The sequence below is a fragment of the Paenibacillus sp. J2R1T-4 genome (assembly GCF_059692235.1).
Genome location: NZ_JCAUBA010000003.1, coordinates 68,504 through 87,686, shown reverse-complemented (window position 1 = coordinate 87,686; position 19,183 = coordinate 68,504). Strand labels below are relative to the sequence as shown.

11 protein-coding genes are annotated in these 19,183 nt (G+C 48.5%); all 11 read left to right on the top strand.

Translation table 11 applies throughout. From position 1 onward, the window contains the following. The first annotated feature begins 15 nt into the window (after positions 1–15). The 11 genes from AC58QD_RS07310 (at position 16) to AC58QD_RS07260 (ending at position 18,801) form a co-directional block, all read left to right on the top strand. A complete protein-coding gene (locus AC58QD_RS07310; RefSeq protein WP_497331566.1) occupies positions 16–1,374 on the top strand; it encodes an ABC transporter substrate-binding protein in 1,359 nt (452 codons plus the stop codon). 90 nt (positions 1,375–1,464) lie between these two features. Continuing rightward, the gene (locus AC58QD_RS07305) at positions 1,465–4,137 is read left to right on the top strand and encodes an alpha-mannosidase (RefSeq protein WP_497331564.1); all 2,673 of its coding nucleotides are present in this window, start codon (positions 1,465–1,467) and stop codon (positions 4,135–4,137) included. A 27-nt stretch (positions 4,138–4,164) separates the two neighbouring features. Beyond that, positions 4,165–5,346, top strand: coding sequence for an SGNH/GDSL hydrolase family protein (locus tag AC58QD_RS07300; RefSeq protein WP_497331562.1), 1,182 nt, complete (start codon positions 4,165–4,167; stop codon positions 5,344–5,346). A 243-nt stretch (positions 5,347–5,589) separates the two neighbouring features. Further along, complete coding sequence (locus AC58QD_RS07295; RefSeq protein WP_497331560.1) at positions 5,590–6,318, top strand: amino acid ABC transporter ATP-binding protein; 729 nt, start codon at positions 5,590–5,592, stop codon at positions 6,316–6,318. A gap of 37 nt (positions 6,319–6,355) precedes the next feature. After that, the gene (locus tag AC58QD_RS07290; protein WP_497331558.1) at positions 6,356–7,198 is read left to right on the top strand and encodes a glutamate ABC transporter substrate-binding protein; all 843 of its coding nucleotides are present in this window, start codon (positions 6,356–6,358) and stop codon (positions 7,196–7,198) included. Positions 7,199–7,333: 135 nt separating this feature from the next. Further along, positions 7,334–7,987, top strand: coding sequence for an amino acid ABC transporter permease (locus AC58QD_RS07285; RefSeq protein WP_497331556.1), 654 nt, complete (start codon positions 7,334–7,336; stop codon positions 7,985–7,987). Between the two features lie 13 nt (positions 7,988–8,000). Then, the gene (locus tag AC58QD_RS07280) at positions 8,001–8,651 is read left to right on the top strand and encodes an amino acid ABC transporter permease (RefSeq protein WP_497331554.1); all 651 of its coding nucleotides are present in this window, start codon (positions 8,001–8,003) and stop codon (positions 8,649–8,651) included. An 88-nt stretch (positions 8,652–8,739) separates the two neighbouring features. Next, positions 8,740–10,026 (top strand): ATP-binding protein, encoded by a 1,287-nt coding sequence (locus tag AC58QD_RS07275; RefSeq protein WP_497331552.1) that lies wholly within the window; start codon positions 8,740–8,742, stop codon positions 10,024–10,026. Then, positions 10,007–10,906, top strand: coding sequence for a response regulator (locus tag AC58QD_RS07270; protein ID WP_497332160.1), 900 nt, complete (start codon positions 10,007–10,009; stop codon positions 10,904–10,906). The genes AC58QD_RS07275 and AC58QD_RS07270 overlap by 20 nt, the downstream gene beginning before the upstream one ends. A 575-nt stretch (positions 10,907–11,481) precedes the next feature. Further along, positions 11,482–13,344, top strand: a complete 1,863-nt coding sequence (locus AC58QD_RS07265) for a glycosyl hydrolase family 28-related protein (RefSeq protein ID WP_497331550.1) — start codon at positions 11,482–11,484, stop codon at positions 13,342–13,344. A 321-nt stretch (positions 13,345–13,665) separates the two neighbouring features. After that, positions 13,666–18,801 (top strand): CehA/McbA family metallohydrolase, encoded by a 5,136-nt coding sequence (locus AC58QD_RS07260; RefSeq protein WP_497331548.1) that lies wholly within the window; start codon positions 13,666–13,668, stop codon positions 18,799–18,801. The last annotated feature ends 382 nt before the right edge of the window (positions 18,802–19,183 follow it).

Below are 19,183 nucleotides of genomic sequence, written 5' to 3'. Positions count from 1 at the left end.
AAGGGAGGTAAAGGAATGAAGACAAAACGGTATTTAGTTTTAGTGGTTGGCATTATCCTCGTATTATCGATGTTCTTGTCGGCATGCTCATCAGGAGACGACAAAGGGAGTGCAACGACTGCTCCGACGGCAACAGCAACAGCAACCGTAAAGCCGCAGGAGAAGCGTGATCCGGTAACGCTAAAAATTGTCACATGGGAACAATCGTACACCGATCTGTACAAAAAATTTAACGAGAAATACCCGTGGATCACAATTGAACCGAACTTCCCGGCAAACGGATTAGATACTAGTATTATCGAAAAAATTGCCGCTTTGCAAGCTGCGGGAACACCGGCGGATCTGACTTGGCTCACCGACTTGAGTCAGTATACGAAAGGCGGCTTGCTAGAAGATTTGAAGCCGTATATTGCGAAGGACGAATCACTCAAAAGCAAGAAGCTTCCAAAAGGATTCTTCGAATCGTTCGATAACGCGAAGGGCCAGCGTTTTGCCGTTCCGATGGTTGACGTTCCGATGTGGGTCTTGGTGAACAAGGATCTGCTTGCCAAGCATGGCTTGGAAATGCCGAAAAACGATTGGACGTACGATAAATTCCGTGAGCTCGCAAAAGCGGCAACAGACCCTGCGGCAGGGGAATATGGCTTGACGAGCAATGGTATTTTCGCCCGATATTTCTTGTCTGCAATGTCGGTAGCTAACGGAAGTTCTCCTAATCTATGGTATATGAATGAAGATTTGACACAGACTGTGCTGGATAAGCCGGAAGCGATGAACGATTTGAAATGGATACAAGAGTTAATTACGAAAGACGGTTCCTACCCAGACACAAAGAAGGCGACGGAGTTGGGCGGTTCAGTCAGTAAATTTATTAATGGCAAAACATTGTTCGATATCGGCGGGGACTGGGTCTTGGAATCGTTGGCAAAACAAGCGAAATTCAATTACGACGTCTTGCCGTTCCCTAAAGGTAAAGTGTCGCAGGTTACTCATCATATTTATGGCCCAATCGGCTTGTTAGCTAGTTCGAAGCATAAGGAGGAGGCGTGGCTGTGGATCAGCTTCCAGTTTGAAAACGAAGCGCAGAAGTGGAAAATTGATCATGGCTCCAACGCGTCCGTCATCGATGATTCTTTGAAGAATTATATCGACCAGTCACCACTATGGAAGGGTAAAAATACGGCGGCTGTAAAATTAACCAAGGATTTGTGCTGCATCGCTCCAGGTGCTACCATTCCTGTATTCCAAGAACATCCGTTTACGTTTTTGGCGGAAACCATACTGGCGGGCGGGGATATGAGTACGCTCAAAGCAAAAATCGATGCATGGAATAAAAAGACGCTGGACTTAAGGAAGGCGGCTTCAGGCCAATAATCGGAGTACGTAAAGGACCTCTTAGGATGCGTAGTAGTATCTTAAGGGGTTCTATTACATCACAATCATATACCGGGAGGTTTGTCACACATGACGAAACCGACATTTTATTATTTTTCCAGTTCCCATTGGGACCGGGAGTGGTACGAATCTTTTCAAGGCTTTCGTTTCCGGCTTGTCGACATGATGGACGATCTGGTTGAGGTACTGGAGAATCAGCCGGATTTTGAAATGTTCTACTTGGATGGGCAAACGATTGTGCTGGAGGATTTCATGGAAATCGAACCGGCACAAAGGGGACGTCTTGCCCGATTGATTCAGGAGGGCAGAATCGTTATCGGCCCTTGGTATGTCATGCCCGATGAGTTTCTTCTATCCGGTGAAAGTTTGATCCGAAACTTGATGACTGGTCGACAAATAAGCCAAGAGTGGGGTGCCGAGCCTTGGAAATACGGCTATGTTTGCGATATTTTCGGCCATATTGCCCAAATGCCGCAAATATTCAACGGATGTAATATCCCTTATGCGATGCTAGGGAGAGGGCTTAACGAGCACAATGTGCCTGCGCACTTTCGTTGGAGTTCGCCGGACGGCAGCGAATGCATCACCTTCAAACTGCCGGATGAAAACGCCTATGCCTCTTTTTTAGTAATCATCATGGATGCGGAGCACCGTCATTTATCGCCCGATGATACGAAGCAGCGAATCAAAGCCTTTATCGACAAGGAAATGGAACGAAGCCCGATCCCCGTCTGGTTGCTTTTGGACTGCATGGATCACGCATCGATTCGCCGAAATACGGTGGATTATCTGGGGATGATTCGCGAACTGTATCCGGATTCGGAGGTTAAGCATGGCAGTTTGGAGCAGATGGGAAAGCAGTTGGAAGGCTACGCTGAGCAGATGCCGGTCAAAATGGGGGAATTGAACGAACCGGGCAAACAGCCAGGTTCCAATTACTTGATTACTCATACGCTGTCCAGCCGTTATCCACTCAAAAAGGCGAACGACGAATGCCAGGCGCTGCTGGAAAAATGGGTAGAGCCGATGGTTGCATTATCTGAGCTTCGAGGTTATTCCGTCAAGAAGTCTTATGTCGATCTGGCCTACAAGTATTTGATGCAAAACCATCCGCATGATTCGATCTGCGGGTGCTCGATCGATCAGGTACATAAAGACATGGAGTATCGATTCGACCAAGTAAAAGAGATTTCTAAGTACGTAATCAGTAACATTTTGGAAAAGGAAACGCTCAGGAACGATGAGGGAGGAAGCGACCATACTAGCGTGCTGACATTGTGGAATCCACTGCCGTTCCCAAGGCGCGGCACTGTCACAGTGGACATTGATTTCGATCAGCAATATCCCGCCAATTATCAGGAGCCTTTCGGTTATGAAGTGAAAAACAGCTTTACCATCCATGATTGCCATGGACGAGAAGTTCCTTATGGCCTATGTCAGATGAAGAAAAACTTTATCGTAAACGGGCTTGGAACGAAGACGAAAGTGACGAGAACGGTGGACCGCCATACCGTATCGCTGGAAGTGGATGTTCCTGCGATGGGGAAGGCTGAATACTTAATTGTTCCTAGCAAGAAGCCGTCCCGATATTTGGACCGGTTATCCCGCTCCGAAAAGGAAGCGGAGAACGAATATATCAAACTTACAGTCAACGACAACGGGACGGTCGCTATTTACGATAAACGCACCGGCGAACGCTATGACAATCTGTTAAGTTATCTCAACGATGGGGAAATCGGCGACGGATGGTTTCACGCCAACCCTGTCAAAGATCGTCTGATCGGTAGCGGGGGAAGCGAATGTGTCATTGAAACGGTCGAAAACGGTCCGGTTCGTGCCGTATTTCAAATTACCCATTATATTCGGGTTCCCCAGTCTATGGAACGGCATCCCCATGGATTAAAGCGTTCGGAAGAGCATGTTACGCTAGCGATTCGCTCATTGATAGGGCTTTCAAGAGGCGCATCACATGTCGATGTTGAAACCGTAATAGACAATCAAGCCCGGGATCATCGGCTTCGTCTGGTTATCCCCACGGATGTGTTATCCCCGACCTTTTTTGCCAATCAGCCCTTTGCTTTTGTGGAAAGGCCGACGGGCATTCGTACGGAAACGCAGGATTGGAAGGAATGCGAGGTGCCGGAGAAACAAATGAGCGGGATTGTTGGCAAACGCAGAATAGACGGAGGCGGTCTGGCGTTCGTTTCAGCCTTCGGTTTGCACGAATGTTCCGCACCGGATGACAATCGGGGCTCCCTGCATGTAACGATGTATCGTTCGTTCTGGAAACCATATAGGACGAATGGGGAAGAAGGCGGTCAAATTGCCGGGAAGTTAACATTCAAATATGCACTAGCTGTTCTTGATGCTTCCACTTCTTATGCGGATTTGACACGCCTGCAAGATTGTTTGCAAGTCGATATGTATCCCGTTTACGCGAAAGTACCTGATGATCACGTTCCGGCCCAGCCTGTAAGCTATTTCGAATTATCGAATTCCGACATTTGCTTGAGCGTCATCAAGCGCCCGGAAAGCGGTAACGAAGGGGAGCTAATTGTTCGTTTCTTCAATTTATCAGAACGGCCATCATCTGCCCGGTTCACGTGCTTTAAGCGTATAACGGATGTGACGGCGATGAATTTGCTTGAAGAGCCTGCAGGAGAGATTTCACATGATTCGAATGGCTTTGACGTTCATCTGGGACCGTGGAAAATTCAAACCTTCCGCATAACTTTCGGTTAGCGTAATTAATAGGAGAGTGCGCGTAGTATGACGCAGCAAGGGAGAAGGAAAGGAACAAAGAGCGCCTTCGCGCTCGTAGCGGTGTTTGTTGTTATAGCGGCTCTGTACGGCAGGAGTGCGAGCAAGTCAGTAATTCCAAATCCGACAGAGAAACTAACAACACCCCATGATACAAAGAATAAATATGATCCTCCAATGGATACGATTGAGGTTCAACTGCCCCCGACGATAATCGCAATGACAGGCAAAGAAATCAACATTTACTTTGACAATCTGATTGTTGGCAATGCGGATGATTACCTATTCGACGTTATCTGCTCAGCTGGCATCCAACAAAATGAACGTTGGACATTGAACACGAATAAAGCAGGAACATATCCAATCACGATCAACGTGTATGACAAAAAGAGCATGCAGAAGGTCGGTACAGCTTCGGCCACAGTAATCGTCAGATCGAGCAGCGTGGGAACCGGCGTCACGAAAAGTGCCTTGTTTGTTGGGGATAGCACCACGGCTGTGGGTAAATATACCAACGAATTACTCAACCTGTTCAGCTTTGACGCGATGGACATCACGCTGCTAGGTTCGCAAGGAACGGCACCGAATATTCACGAAGGTCGGCCAGGCTGGCGAGTGGATCAATATAATAAGGATTCCTCCAGCCCCTTTGTGTTCAATGGTGCATTTAACTTTTCGCAATATATGAGCAGTCAAGGGTATATCGGAGTCGATTATGTGATCTTCCACCTGGGAATCAATGATATTTTCAACGAAACGAGCGATTCCGGCGCTGACGCTGTCGTTAATGCGGCGGTCACGACTTATAACAAGATGATCACTAATATTAAGACATCGTTCCCGAACGTTAAGATCGGCATGTGCTTAACGATTCCGCCGTCAAGGCATCAGGACGCATTCGGGAATAACTACGGCTCCGGACAAACGAAATGGCAATATAAACGTAACTGGTTCCGATGGAATAAAGCGATTCTTGCAAATTTCAAAGACCGGACCGCAGACAATATTTATCTTGTCCCGCTTAATGCTATCCTAGACACGGAACACAATATGAAGGTGTCGACCGTTGCAGCAAATTCAAGGAATAACATGACGATTGCCCGTCAAACGGACGGTGTTCACCCTGCTGACACGGGATACAATCAAATGGCCGATGCGCTCTACTACTGGCTGAAAGGATTTGAGAGCTGAAGTCTTTCCGTTCTGTTTTTATTTTCTTAATCGGGAATTATCGAGGGTCCCCAAATAAACCTAGACTAGATGGAGCCCACAAATTGCGGGCTTCATTTTTTTTTTATGGGCAAGTCGTTAGGTTAGGAAGAAATGTGGTTAATAAATAATTAACAACTTTGTGTCGTTTCTGGTCGGATTCGGTTGGCTGCTCGATACAATATGTCTGAGTCATCATTAGCAAAGCTTGGAAGGAGGGATATAATGATCCGGTTTCACCAAGTCAATAAACATTACGGGCAATTTCATGTGTTGAAGGACATCAATTTGTCGGTTAAATCCGGGGAAGTTGTCGTCGTAATCGGACCTTCCGGTTCAGGAAAAAGCACGCTAGTACGCTGCATTAATCGATTGGAAACGATTACAGATGGGGAGCTGATTGTAGACGGTATCCGTGTCAACGACAAAAAAACGGACATTAACCTGCTCCGCCGGAACATCGGAATGGTGTTTCAGCATTTCAATCTGTACCCTCACATGTCGGTTTTGAACAATATTACGCTTGCGCCGCTTCAAGTGGCGAACATTTCCAAAGCGGAAGCGCGGGAAACCGCGATGTTCTATCTTGAAAAGGTCGGCATTTCCGAAAAAGCGGATGCCTTTCCCTCACAGCTGTCCGGCGGACAACAGCAGCGCGTAGCCATTGCCAGGGGACTCGCGATGAAGCCGAAAATTATGCTTTTTGACGAACCGACGTCCGCACTCGACCCGGAAACGATCGGAGAAGTTCTGGATGTAATGAAAACGCTTGCATTTGAAGGAATGACGATGGTCGTTGTCACTCACGAAATGGGATTTGCCCGGGAAGTGGCCGACCGCGTCGTGTTTATGGATCAAGGCAGGATCGTAGAGGAAGCGGCTCCATCCGAATTTTTCGCCGACCCGAGAGAAGAACGGGCCCGCTTGTTTTTAAGCCGTGTTTTGAATCATTGATAGTCTTAAGTTGATTAACGAAAAAGGGGAGATTGACATGAACATGATGAAAAAGTTGACAGGTATTACGCTGACCGCCGTAATGGCCGTTTCTCTTGCGGCTTGCGCCGGCGGAGAGAAATCCGGGCAGGAACCGACGCAAGGGGCGAACGCTGGTACGAAAGCCGGAGCCGTCGAACAGATCAAAGCTCGAGGCAAGCTTTCGGTAGGCGTGAAGTACGACTTGAACTTATTCGGCTTGAAAGATCCGGCTTCCGGTAAAGTGGAAGGCTTCGACATCGATCTCTCGAAGGCGATCGCCAAAAAAATATTCGGCGATGAAACCAAAATCGAGCTGAAGGAAGTTACGTCTAAAACGCGGATTCCGATGCTGAAAAACGGCGAAATCGACATGATCGTAGCCACGATGACGATTACCGAAGACCGCAAAAAAGAAATCGACTTTTCCGACGTATATTTCATGGCCGGACAGTCGTTACTTGTTAAAAAAGACAGCAAAATCAACGGACTCGCTGATTTGAACAAGAACACCAAAATCGTTACCGCAAAAGGCTCTACTTCAACCACCAATATCCGCGCGAAATCTCCGGACACTCCGATTCTGGAATTCGAAAACTATGCGGAAGCCTTTACCGCGCTTAAGGCAGGGCAAGGCGATGCGTTGACGACGGATAACGCTCTTCTCTTCGGAATGGCGAAACAGGATCCGAACTATCGCGTTGTGCAAGAGACGTTCACGGAAGAACCATACGGAATTGGGATGCGTAAAAAAGAGGAAGATTTGGTCGCACTGGTGAACGCCGTGATTAAAGAAATGAAAGCAAACGGAGAGTACGACAAGCTCTATGAGAAATGGATGGGTGAAAAACCGAAGAAGTGACTAAAGCCGACGGGGTAGGCAATTACGCCTATCCCGTCTAGGTTTTTGGGTCCCTGCAAAGGGGCTTCGCCGAGGAGTACGCTTCGAAGATCCCGCGTCACTTTGTGGGGTTACTTTAAGAAAGGAGGGGCAGGGATGATCGATTTTTCCATCCTGACGAATCATTGGGACCAATATTTGGAAGGCTTTACGAATACGATAAAGGCCAGCCTTCTAGCTTTGATCGGCAGTTTCTTGCTGGGTGCCGTTTTTGCAGTGTTTCGCATTGCGCCCATACGGATCCTGAATGCAGTCGGGGCGGTTTACGTGGAATTTATCCGAAACATTCCTCTAATCGTAATCGTATTCTTTATGTTTGTCGGGCTTCCGTCGATCGGGATCCGCTTGAATCCATTTACGGCGGGAACCGTGGGCTTGACAATTTACACGTCTTCCTTCATCGCCGAAACGATACGCGCCGGCATTCAGTCGGTGCCCAAAGGGCAAATGGAAGCGGGACGCGCGTCCGGATTCGGTTACGTTCAGGTGATGCGTTATATTATTTTACCGCAAGCCGTCAAAATCGTGATTCCGCCGCTCGGCAACCAATTTCTGAATTTGATCAAAAATTCATCCGTATTGGGGGTCGTCGCAGGGCTTGATCTCATGTATTACGGCGATTTGATCTCTGCGTCTACCTTCGTTACGTTCGATGTATATATATTCGTAGCCCTGTTTTATTTGGCATTAACCATTCCGCTTAGCTTCGGTCTCCGTTATCTGGAGCGCCGCATGGCGAGAGCACGGTGAGGAGGGTTCCAACATGGATTTTATCGGCGCCTATGCTCCTTCTCATTTGAAGTTTTTGCTGCAAGGCTTATTGGTGACACTTGAAGTCGCGATCATCTCGATTGCGCTCAGCTTCTTGATCGGTACGATAGTCGGGATTGTACGCTATTGGCGCATTCCCATACTCTCCTCCTTGATGGCGATTTTGGTGGAGACGATCCGGAATTTACCGCTGCTTTTGATCATTTTCTTCACGTACTTTGCCCTTCCGGAAGTCGGAATCAAGATGAGCAAGATGAACGCGGCGATCGTAGCGCTGGTCATCTTCGAATCGGCCATGCTGGCGGAAATTGTCCGCAGCGGCTTGAATTCCATCGAGAAAGGACAGGTGGAAGCGGCCCGTTCTTCGGGCTTGTCCTCAATTCAAACGATGCGGTTCGTCATTCTGCCGCAGGCGCTACGCCGCATGGTTCCACCGCTCGTCAGCCAATTTATATCGCTGCTGAAGGATACGTCGCTGGCGGTTGTCATCGCGCTTCCAGAGCTGATGAATCATGCCCAAATCATTAACGGGCGCAACGTGAATTATGTCATTCCGACCTTCATCTTGGTGGCGTTCATATACTTCGCGGTCAACTACGCGTTGTCCGTCCTTTCCAAGAAGCTGGAAAATAAGCACGTTTGATCGACTGAAAGAGATCTCCATTTCTTGGGCAACCTAGGAAGGATGATCTCTTTTGCTTTCTTTCGTTTAGTAGGGAGGTTCTAACGCCATGTCGGATCGTGTTCGCATCCTGATCGTCATTTTGGTGAGTACGGTATTGCTCGGAGAAGTTAAATTGAATCCGTTCGGAGACTCGTTTCGGTTCTCACTCGGAATCGTCGCTTATTTTTTCGGGCTGCTCTGGTTCTCCGTTCCCGTGCTTTCAACAGGCTTATATACGGGAGCTTCGGTCGTATTGTTCCGTATTGGCATGGATGCTGTTAGCGGCGCCGATCTGTTTACAAGCTTCCTGCATCATATTCCAACCTTCGGCTTTTATATGACCTTCGCTGTGTCCGTACAGCTGCTCCGGATTCGCAAACAGGCGGAGTTTCCGATACAGGTGGGTTTAATCGGGGCGGCTGCAGATACGATCTCCAATTGCATGGAATTATTCGTCCGTTTCTTGATCCTCGATTCGGTCACGTTGACATGGAGAGGATTGATTTTGATCGGCATAACCGGCGTGCTCCGCAGTTTTTTTGTCGTAGGTCTGTACAACATGCTGTCCATTCGCCAAGTGCGCCAACTCGGGGAGTGGAGGAAGCTGGAGCTGGAGAGGCTGATTTTGCTAAATTCGAGTCTGTACACGGAATCGTTTTATATGCGAAAATTAATGGCCCACGTCGAGAAGCTCACGCACGAAAGCTATAGGTTGTATAAGAAATTAATGGAACAGCGTCTGCCCGAGCATCGCGAAGCCCTGCATTTGGCGGAAAACGTACACGAGTTGAAAAAAGATTTGCAGCGGATCGTCGCCGGATTGTCGAAGCTGATGAAGCCTACAATGGCCGGAGACCGGTTGGGGATCATTGAGCTTTGCGGTTTGGCCGTCCAGGCGAATGAGAAGGTTGCGGAAGCTAGCGGCAAACAAATTGCCTTTCGTCTTGAAGCGGACGTCCAGTTGTTCACCAATCAAACTTATGCGATGCTTTCCATCTTGAACAACTTGCTGATCAACGCAGTGGAAGCGATACCAGAGCACGGAGCAGTCCTTGTAGAAGCGGAACTGGCAGAGGATTGGCTGGTGGTCCGGGTGATCGATGATGGACCCGGCATTTCCGAGCAGGAACGGGATTTGGTGTTTGAGCCGGGTTATTCGACCAAGTTCAATCCGGAAGGTTATTTTTCTACGGGCATCGGGTTGACGCATGCGAGAGATCTTGCGCGGGCTATGGGCGGTACCCTGATCTTGAGCCCGGATATGGAATATGGAACGCGCTTCGAGCTGAGAGTTCCGATTCAACAATTGATGCGAAAGGGGGAGCATGAAGAAGATGAACCTGTTTCTGATTGATGACGATGCTGCTGTTCGCAAAATGCTGTCGCGGATGATAACGGAAAGCCAACTGGGGGAAGTCGTGGGCGAGGCGGCGGACGGCTTGCATGTGACGGCTGGACAGTTGGCTGATGTTGACGTCGTACTTATGGATCTCTTAATGCCCGGGCGGGATGGGATCCAGACGATCAAAGCGCTTCGAAGGGAAGGCTACGCCGGAACGTTCGTGATGATCTCGCAAGTAGAGCACAAAGAGTTGGTGGGGGAAGCTTACCAGGAAGGAGTCGATACTTTTATCCGGAAGCCTATCAATCGTTACGAAGTGTTGTCGGTATTAAAACGTGTCGATCACCACTTGAGCCTCGTCCGTTCCATCGATTCCATCCGCCATTCGCTTAGTGCTTTGGGAGGGGCTGCCGCTACGCTCCCGCCGCTGCGGCAGAAGATTTCCTTGGAAGAAAGGGCAGGGACGCTGATGCTGCAGTTGGGAATTGCAGGCGAAGCGGGAGCGGGAGATTTAATGAAGTTGATCCGATGGTTGGAGGAGGAGGAACGCCGAAGTGGACCTCTTCGGGAATTGCCGCCCCTGAAGGAATTGTACAGTCAAGTGCTGCGGAAGGAAAAGGAGCCGGGACCCGACAAGCATTCGGAAAGAGAGGTTCGCGCATTAGAGCAGCGGATGCGTCGAATGGTGCTGCAGTCGCTTACCCATTTGTCTTCGCTTGGGCTGAGCGATTATGCAAACCCGATATTCGAGCATTACGCTAGCCGACTGTTCGAATTTCAGGAAGTGCGAACGCGCATGCGGGAGTTGGAACAAGAAACGGAAGGGACAAGCAGCAAAGTGAACGTCAAAAAATTTCTGCAGTCGTTTTATTTGGAATTGAAGATGAGCTGACCGATTATTAGAGACGCCATCCTTTCGCGGTTAATAATAACGGCGTCTCCTGGTCTTTTCTATCAGTGGGTGTTACTACTTAGATATTATGGAGAAGATCTGTTAGCCAGCGCTAGTATAGGTTATTTGGGCTGAAAAGACGGCTTTTTCTGTAATAGCAAGTTTACTATTGGTTATTGGCCAGGTTTTGAGAAAAATGGGTACACAATGAGGAAATAGAGGATAGTCCGATTGGCTAATTCTTGGCTGAATGATGAAATCGCCCAAATAGACAGTAGTAACATGGCTTATCTGTGTAGGCGGAGTATGAGAGCCGTATGCAGTTAAGCGACCGAGGAGCCAGCAAGAAAATCGCGTTATTTAACGCTATAAGCGGCGGGTAGTGAATGACACGAATGTGCAAAAAAAACGGAAAGAAGGATAAAGATCGATTCCGGGGTTGGTTCTATCATGATAATAGCGAGACGAAAATTAGTAGGAGGAGGGAATGATAGGAAAAAAGGAACTTGTGTACGCTCGCTATTTTGTTAGCGCTTCCAAGTCAATCATTTATTAAAAATGAGGAGGGAAATGAAATGAAAAATCGTTTGCATTCAGGGCAAGTGGATCAAGAGGTACTAGAGGTACAAGAGGATCAAGGGGATCGCCAAACAGGGGATACGAATAGCCTAATCAGCAGAAGAAAACTGCTCTCTACCATCGGGATCGCCGGATTGGGTATGGCGGCCGGGACTATGTTGAACTATGGGACTGCATTCGCCAAGTCGGGAGGCTCCGTTTCGGAATCGGTTTACGGACCGTCGGAATCCGGGGAGGGGGATAACCTCGGAAACGGATTGGAACGGAAAGTAGAAAGCTACGTTTCAACCATGATTGACGAAAGCTGCGTTGTTCTGGCGACAATAGCAGAGCTAAGAGCCATGGTGACTCCGGTTTCGGGTAGCGTTTACTATGTAACTGATACGATGCAGGAAGGGCATTTCTACTACGATGCCGCCGATACCGTATCGCCAGATAATACAGGCCTGGTGCTGGTCAGTACTTCCGGGAACCGATTCAAGCGAATTTACGAAGGCCCGGTCAATGTCAAATGGTTCGGGGCAAAAGGCAACGGGAGTGTGGACGATACCGCGGCCATACAAGCCGCAATTAATAGTCTGACAAGCGGCGGTGTTGTGTTTCTGCCGGCATCGACCTATATCGTCAGCTCGACCCTAAACATTCCCTATCCTAACGTTAAGATCATGGGAAGCGGTAACTCGACGGTGATCAAAGCGGCTAACACATCCAACTATGAAACGATGATTCTAGCAAGCGGGTTGAACGGGATCGAGGTTGCCGATTTGGTCGTGGATGCTAATCATGGGAATCGGGTTAGCTTGTCGATCCGAACGGTAGGCATATATCTGGCAAGTTGTATAGATTCGTCGGTCGACAATTGCACCGTTCAGAATACGATTGGCGGGAACGGCATACCGGGAGTAGGAATCGCGCTCGGGGGAGCTTCGGTACGTTGCAGAATAACCAGCTGCATTCTCAAAGATTGCGGCGTCGCCGGCAAAGCAGCTGACGGAGTATATACGAGCGGTACGCAAAATCTGATTATGAACTGCATCGCCCAGAATTGTACGGATACGGGTTTTGTCATTGAAAAATCCAGTCTATCGGGAATTATCGGCTGCACCGTCAAAAAATGCGGAGCGGGGGCCGCCATTACGAACGCTTCGCCGGCAGATGTTACAGGAAACTTCATTGACGGGCTTACGATCAATGACTGGAGCGCATCGAATACGGGAGGCATTCAGATCGGCACCCCGAGCGCCGCACCCGGGGCATTGTTGAACACCAGGGTGTCCAATGTGACGATGGAACGGGTAGCGGGTTTGGGCCCGTCGATATATGTCAGACAAATTGGCGGGAAGATTATCGGGTTGACCTTGGATAACATACGGATTAATGGAGCCGGAACGCAAGGGATTTTATTCAACGCTACCGATATCTTGATTACCAATTGCCACATCTACAATACGACCAATGCGGGGATCCAATCTCAGGGCGTTTGCGAGCGGGTCATAGTCGAAGGCTGTTATATATACGGCGGTTCGTTCGGGGTCGTTCTTAACACCGGCATCTCAAATTGTCATTTGATTGGAAATGTCATCATCGGAAAAACGGGCCAAACCAATTACGGTGTCTATTGCTTCGGGACGGAAACGAACGTAAACTGCACCATGAACACGATTGAAAACGTAAATATTCGAAAAATCGGATATGACGCAGGAACGACGCCGAATATCTTCTCTACGGTTAACTCAAGCATCAGTACGAATGGAACGCAGACGGCCACTTCACTCGGAACCGTTTCGAGAAAAATGCAGGTCTTTGACAAGGATGGCAGCTCCATTGGATTTATAGCGATTTACAATACGATTACTTAAGTGAGGATTAAGGGAGTGCCGCCTAAGAAATTCAGGCTTTTGCAAGGGAAACAGACCTCGTGATTCTACAGGAATAGGGTTAAAGATATGGAACTGCTGATTCGTACCGGGTCGGCAGTTTTCTTTTGTTTCATTGAAACATCACATTGTAGCACGTCCGGCACGGAATCCATATAGCACTTTTTCAACAATCCATATGCCTTTGTTAAGATGCCGCCCAATGTTCATAAAACAGCATGAATTGGTTAATAATGTATTATTTCCTTCCCCCCACCTGTACATTATGATTATGCTGCAATCCAGAAAGAGGGAGGAAAATCGATGGTAAAGCGTATTCTAACAACTGGTTTCGCAGCAACGTTAGTCACAATAGTTATCCTAGTACTAGGCACCTTCAACACTCAACAGGCTGATGCTGTTACTACTGCAGTGTACGGCGTCTCGCGTGAGGATCCCGGGTTCACATACGGACCTGCTGCAAGAGATTGGGTGACCTCGGCGGACTACTACTACCTGGAGAACGAGCATGTGAAATTTACGGTTGGAACGGTAAGACTGAGCACCATGAGCACCACGGACTCCAGCTCGAATGCAACAGGCAATGATAAGTGGGGCTCTCTGACAAAGGGAAGCTTGATGGATGCCGCTCCCAAACCCAATATGCGCGACAACCTGGACTATACGGAATTTGTCCTTAGGGAACAACCCCACAGGACCTGGTGGTATCCGACCGAAAAGCTGGAAATGGACACGATCGGCAATACCGATCATACCATTACGGCAAGCGGGGACTGGGATAAGAACCCTGCTATTAAATCATCAATCGTATATTCCCTAGTGGAGAATACGCCTCTAATTAAAATGGAGCTTACGCTTACGAATCAAAGCACGATTAATTTCAGCGGACACTTTGGTTATTTCTTAGACTCGGATGAGTCTGCCGAACAGCACAGCTACGTCCCAGGTTGGGGGTGGCGTACGGCTCAAGCGAGTGAGTGGATTACTTCAGGCTGGAATAAAAATTACATCTTTAATGGCGTGAAAGACAAGTTCACAGGCAGACCTGCCCATGCCGTCATTTGGCCGCAGCAGAATCAACCGACTGCTCTTGTGCCGGAGGGCTACATCCAAGGGGTATGGTTTGATGCCAATATGGCAATCGGAGAAAGCAAAACGATAACGTTCTATCACCTCCCTCACGTGGCTGGACCTGCGGACAGTCCTTACATGACGGCTGAGTTTTGGGCTAATATGATTTGGCAGGGAACTGACCCTTCTAGCGCAGGCATGATCACTGGCACGGTGAAGGATAGCGACGGACTCGGAATTCCCAATGCCGAAATTTATACGAAAGATGCATTAGGCCAAACGGTTGCGAGGGCAGTCACGAACAGCGCGGGTTTTTATCAGCTCTATACCATGAAAGGCTCGAATTACAGAGTGGAAGCTGTGAAAAACGGCTATCAAACCGCGTCGAAGAATACTAGCCTCGCTGCAGTTGACCGGGCAGAAACCAATTTCAGCTTGCTGCTTACAGGTGCCGCTGCTCCAGAGCTTCCGGATTCAACGGCTGCTATTGCCAATACGGGAAGCGGTGATCCTGGTTTTACATATGGCCCCGCCTCAAGGGATTGGGTAGCGGATCAAGAGTATTACTATATAGAGAGCGATGAGGTTAAGCTCACCATTGGGACGAGTACATTAGCTACTCCGCATCCTACAGACTTTAGCGATGCTTTATCGGGTAATAACAAATGGGGGACTTTGACGCCCGGACATATTATGGATACGGCTCCCAAGTTCAGCGGAAGGGATAACCTGGATTATTCAGAGTTTGTGCTCAGTCCGAATGTGGGGCGAACGTGGTGGTATCCGACGCAAAAGCTCAGCATGCCCGATATTCAGGTAATGGACCACTCGATTGTCTCAAAAGGAACATGGGATAGCGATCCGAACATTAAAGCTCAAGTAACTTATACAACAGTAGAAAACTCTCCACTCATCAAAATGAAGGTCAGGCTGACGAATGAGGGAACCGCTAATTTTACCGGCAACTTGGCCTATATCATAGACCCGGAAGAGGGATTAGAGCAACAAAGCTATGTACCTGGCTGGGGCTGGAGAGGCGGACAAGTGAGTGAATTTATCACTTCCGGCTGGAACAAGAACTATATCTTCAACGGGATTCAGGACAAGTATACGGGGAATACAGCTCACGCCATCATTTGGCCAGACAACCAACAGCCTAGCGCACTTATTCCGGAAGGTTACATAACCGGTGCCTGGTTTGAAGTTGCCTTGGCTCCGAATGGAACGAAGGAGCTTGTGATCTACCATCTCCCGCATAATCCTGCGCCAGCGTATGAGTCCTATAAGGCAGCGGAGTTTTGGGCGGACGCGGTAAAGAACGGAATCGATCCATCAACAATAGGTTCAATAACAGGCACTGTAACCGATCTGGAAGGGACCCCTTCCCGTAATGTAGAGATCGAGCTGAGATCACAATCGGGCAGCAAGGTTGCGTCGGCCACGACTGACAGTCGTGGGATGTACAGTGTATACACGGTTACAGGGAGTGTGTATAGCTTGCATGCAACCAATGGAACCGATCATTTTGATTTGACACAACCCGAACGGCTAGCTGGGAATAGGGCACAGGTCGATTTTACAATGGCGGCGCCAGTGAAGGAGATTGTTACTGGAGTCACCAAGGGAGATCCGGGATTCACCTATGAAGGGACATCCAGAGATTGGTGGCCTAGAGACGATTACTACTACATCGAAAGCCCCGAAATCAAGCTGACCGTTGGTACGGTAAGGACGGCGGGCATGGATCCTGTCAACTGGACGAATGATGCATCAGGCAACAACAAGTGGGGAACGCTGACACCCGGCCACATGATGGATGCGGTTCCCAAGCTTAATATGCAGGAAAATATAGACTACACGGAGTTTGTTTTGAGCGACAACCTAGGCGTTACCCCGGAGGACGAAGCAAATGGCTTGCATATGGAATGGTCCTGGTTCCACCCGTTGAACAAGCTGGAGCTGCCCGATATAAGCCGGAATGGCAATAGTATTGTGGCCAATGGGGACTGGGACAAGAATGATAAGATGAAATCGTCTGTACAGTATTCCATTGTAGAGGGCACACCTTTGATCCGAATGGATATTACGCTGAACAACCAGACGGGTGTCGATTTCAACGGCAATTTCGGCTATATCGTAGATCCGGATCAACCAGGAGAGCAGCACAGCTACCTGCCGGGGAGAAATTGGGTGTTCAGCCAGGAGAAGAATGCGATCAAGAGCGGCTGGACCGATAACTACCTATTCAGCGGAATCAACAATTCATTTACAGGCAAAAGCGCACACGCCATTATTTGGCCTCAGGAACAGCAACCTGAAATCATTATCCACGAGGGAGTATTTGTCGGAGCCTGGTTCGATGCATCCATACCGAATGGGCAGAGCAAGAGCTATGTGATCTACCATATGCCTCATATTGCCGGACCGGCAGATAAGCCTTATGGGCTTGCTGAATTCTGGGCCAAAGTGATTAGAGAACACGGCAATCCGGAGGAATATGGAAGCATAATCGGCAAGGTTACCGATGAGGCAGGAGCTCCTGTGGCCTTTACGGAAGTTGTTAGCAGGGACAGCAGCGGGAACATTTACGCTCGAGCAATGACTACAAGCGACGGAAAATATCAGATTTTCGCGAAGAAGGGTACGTACGAGATCACTCCTGTGCATGAAGAATATTCGGTCGACAGCAGGACAATCGAAATCGCGGATGTCAGAAGGATACAGGCTGACTTCGTGTTGAAGAAGTATGCCGACGTCACTGTAGGGCTGCCTTCGGATTTAACAACCGATACTCCGTTCGACATTACGATAACTGTACGCAATCTTACAAACGAGATATTGAACGATGTAACCGTTGATGTGCAGCCGCCTTACTTTGTGGACCTGCTAGATGATGGAACAGTCACAATCCCCATGATGGAAGCACAATCCCAAGTCGAGGTTACCATCAGGGCTGTTGCGTTGGAGGGCGGAAGATCGGTTATCAAAGCCAATGTATCCCACGACCTCTTTAACATAACAAGAAAAAGCAGCTTTGACGTTAACGGCGGCGGTTATTACGCTGGTGACAACCATACCCATACCAAGCATACGGACGGGGTTCACACCATTGCCCAGAATGCGGACAGCGTGTATAACAAAAGGCTGCTGAACTGGGTTTGGAGTACAGAGCACAATATTTACTCGCATAAGCAAGATGCAGATACCGTCACAGCGAGCTATGGCGACCGGTTTCTTAGCCTAGCGGGTACCGAAATAACAACGCATGCTGGTCACGCGCTTGTCTACGGGTTGAACAGCCTGCCCCGGTTCGACATTAATAACAATGCAGGTCCCGAAGGATTCAGCTGGCAGGATAGCATCAACGAGGTAACAAGTCAGGGTGGATTGATCTATATTGCCCATCCATTCGAACAGACGTATCTGTTCCAAGATCCTTATCAATGGACAGGATTCACCGGCGTTGAAGTATGGAACGGCACATGGCATGCGCTCGACAATGGCGTGAATGAAAGAGCATTCAAGTTCTGGGACGAAATCAACATCCGCGGCGAAGCGAAGTACTACGGGATCGCCAATACCGACGGCCATACGAAGGATAAGGTAGGCGATACGTATAGCAAGGGGTGGATGCCTAGCCTTACCGAAGCGAATGTATTGACGCTGCTGAGGAACGGAGGCTACTACGGAAGCAACGGTCCTGAGATCCGGTTCTCCATTGGCGGAGTTGATATGGGCGGGACGTTGAAGCTCGAGAGAAGCGGAGACGCTCCATTTACTATACAAGCGTATGACCCGAACTCTAATCTGACCCGTGTGCGTGTGATCAAATATCCTGTTACCGGCGATATAGCGGATTATGCGAGCAGAGAAATTGTATTTGAAGCCGATCTTACGTCATTAAAGACGAATACTGTAATTAAAAGCTTATCTTTGCCTGTGGCGAACAAGGAGTTTTACCGTCTGGAGGTATTCAGTGAAAAGGCCAATGAGAATAGCTCAGGGATAGGGCCTCTAACCGGTACTGGTTTTGCCTTCTCCAACCCGGTATGGGTTGAATTATCTGCGAGTACTAATGCTGTGGCCATTGAATCCATTTCGTACAAAAATAAAAACAAGTTTGAGCTAGTGAGCCGCTTTGGGATTAACTCCATGGAAGTATACGATGATAAGGTGGATACCAAAAAGCTGGATGTGACAGTAAGCAGCGGCGCTGCAGTAACAGCAACAAACTATTCCGAGCTTGTAGAAGGGGATTCAAAAGTCGGAATCCTTGCGGTTACCGTAACAGCAAAGGATGGTTCCCAGAAGGTGTACGACTATCTGGTCCATACACGGAAGCCATCTCCGAATGGTCCAAAGCGGTGAGGATCCTGAAAGGATAAGAAGCGAGAAGGAAGCCATTTTGCGGTAGTTGAGCGCAAAATGGCTTTTTCTTAAATGGACTTTCGAATTTCAGGTTAAATTATTACACTTTTTATTTATTATGCATCCTTATTTCCTGCAATCACCTGATTTATAGTAGAGGTAGGTTGGAAGGTCCTAAGAGATGAGGACGCTATGTACATGTCACCTAAGTTAAGAACAAAGCCACCACGAAAAGGTTTCGTCACTCCTGTGTAGAATAAGAAAGTAGGTATCATCTGAGTCAGGCAATTACGTTGCTTTAATGAGTGATGAGTTTATATTCAACGAACTAACCAGATTGTGTATCCCGAACGAATGGCTCGAGCCATTCGTTCGGGATATT

Bases quoted from the DNA above. Each gene is read 5' to 3' on its own strand.
- AC58QD_RS07310 (WP_497331566.1), top strand. From the start codon at position 16: ATGAAGACAAAACGGTATTTAGTTTTAGTGGTTGGCATTATCCTCGTA.
- AC58QD_RS07285 (WP_497331556.1), top strand. From the start codon at position 7,334: ATGATCGATTTTTCCATCCTGACGAATCATTGGGACCAATATTTGGAA.
- AC58QD_RS07300 (WP_497331562.1), top strand. From the start codon at position 4,165: ATGACGCAGCAAGGGAGAAGGAAAGGAACAAAGAGCGCCTTCGCGCTC.
- AC58QD_RS07265 (WP_497331550.1), top strand. From the start codon at position 11,482: ATGAAAAATCGTTTGCATTCAGGGCAAGTGGATCAAGAGGTACTAGAG.
- AC58QD_RS07305 (WP_497331564.1), top strand. From the start codon at position 1,465: ATGACGAAACCGACATTTTATTATTTTTCCAGTTCCCATTGGGACCGG.
- AC58QD_RS07260 (WP_497331548.1), top strand. From the start codon at position 13,666: ATGGTAAAGCGTATTCTAACAACTGGTTTCGCAGCAACGTTAGTCACA.
- AC58QD_RS07280 (WP_497331554.1), top strand. From the start codon at position 8,001: ATGGATTTTATCGGCGCCTATGCTCCTTCTCATTTGAAGTTTTTGCTG.
- AC58QD_RS07270 (WP_497332160.1), top strand. From the start codon at position 10,007: ATGAACCTGTTTCTGATTGATGACGATGCTGCTGTTCGCAAAATGCTG.
- AC58QD_RS07295 (WP_497331560.1), top strand. From the start codon at position 5,590: ATGATCCGGTTTCACCAAGTCAATAAACATTACGGGCAATTTCATGTG.
- AC58QD_RS07290 (WP_497331558.1), top strand. From the start codon at position 6,356: ATGAACATGATGAAAAAGTTGACAGGTATTACGCTGACCGCCGTAATG.
- AC58QD_RS07275 (WP_497331552.1), top strand. From the start codon at position 8,740: ATGTCGGATCGTGTTCGCATCCTGATCGTCATTTTGGTGAGTACGGTA.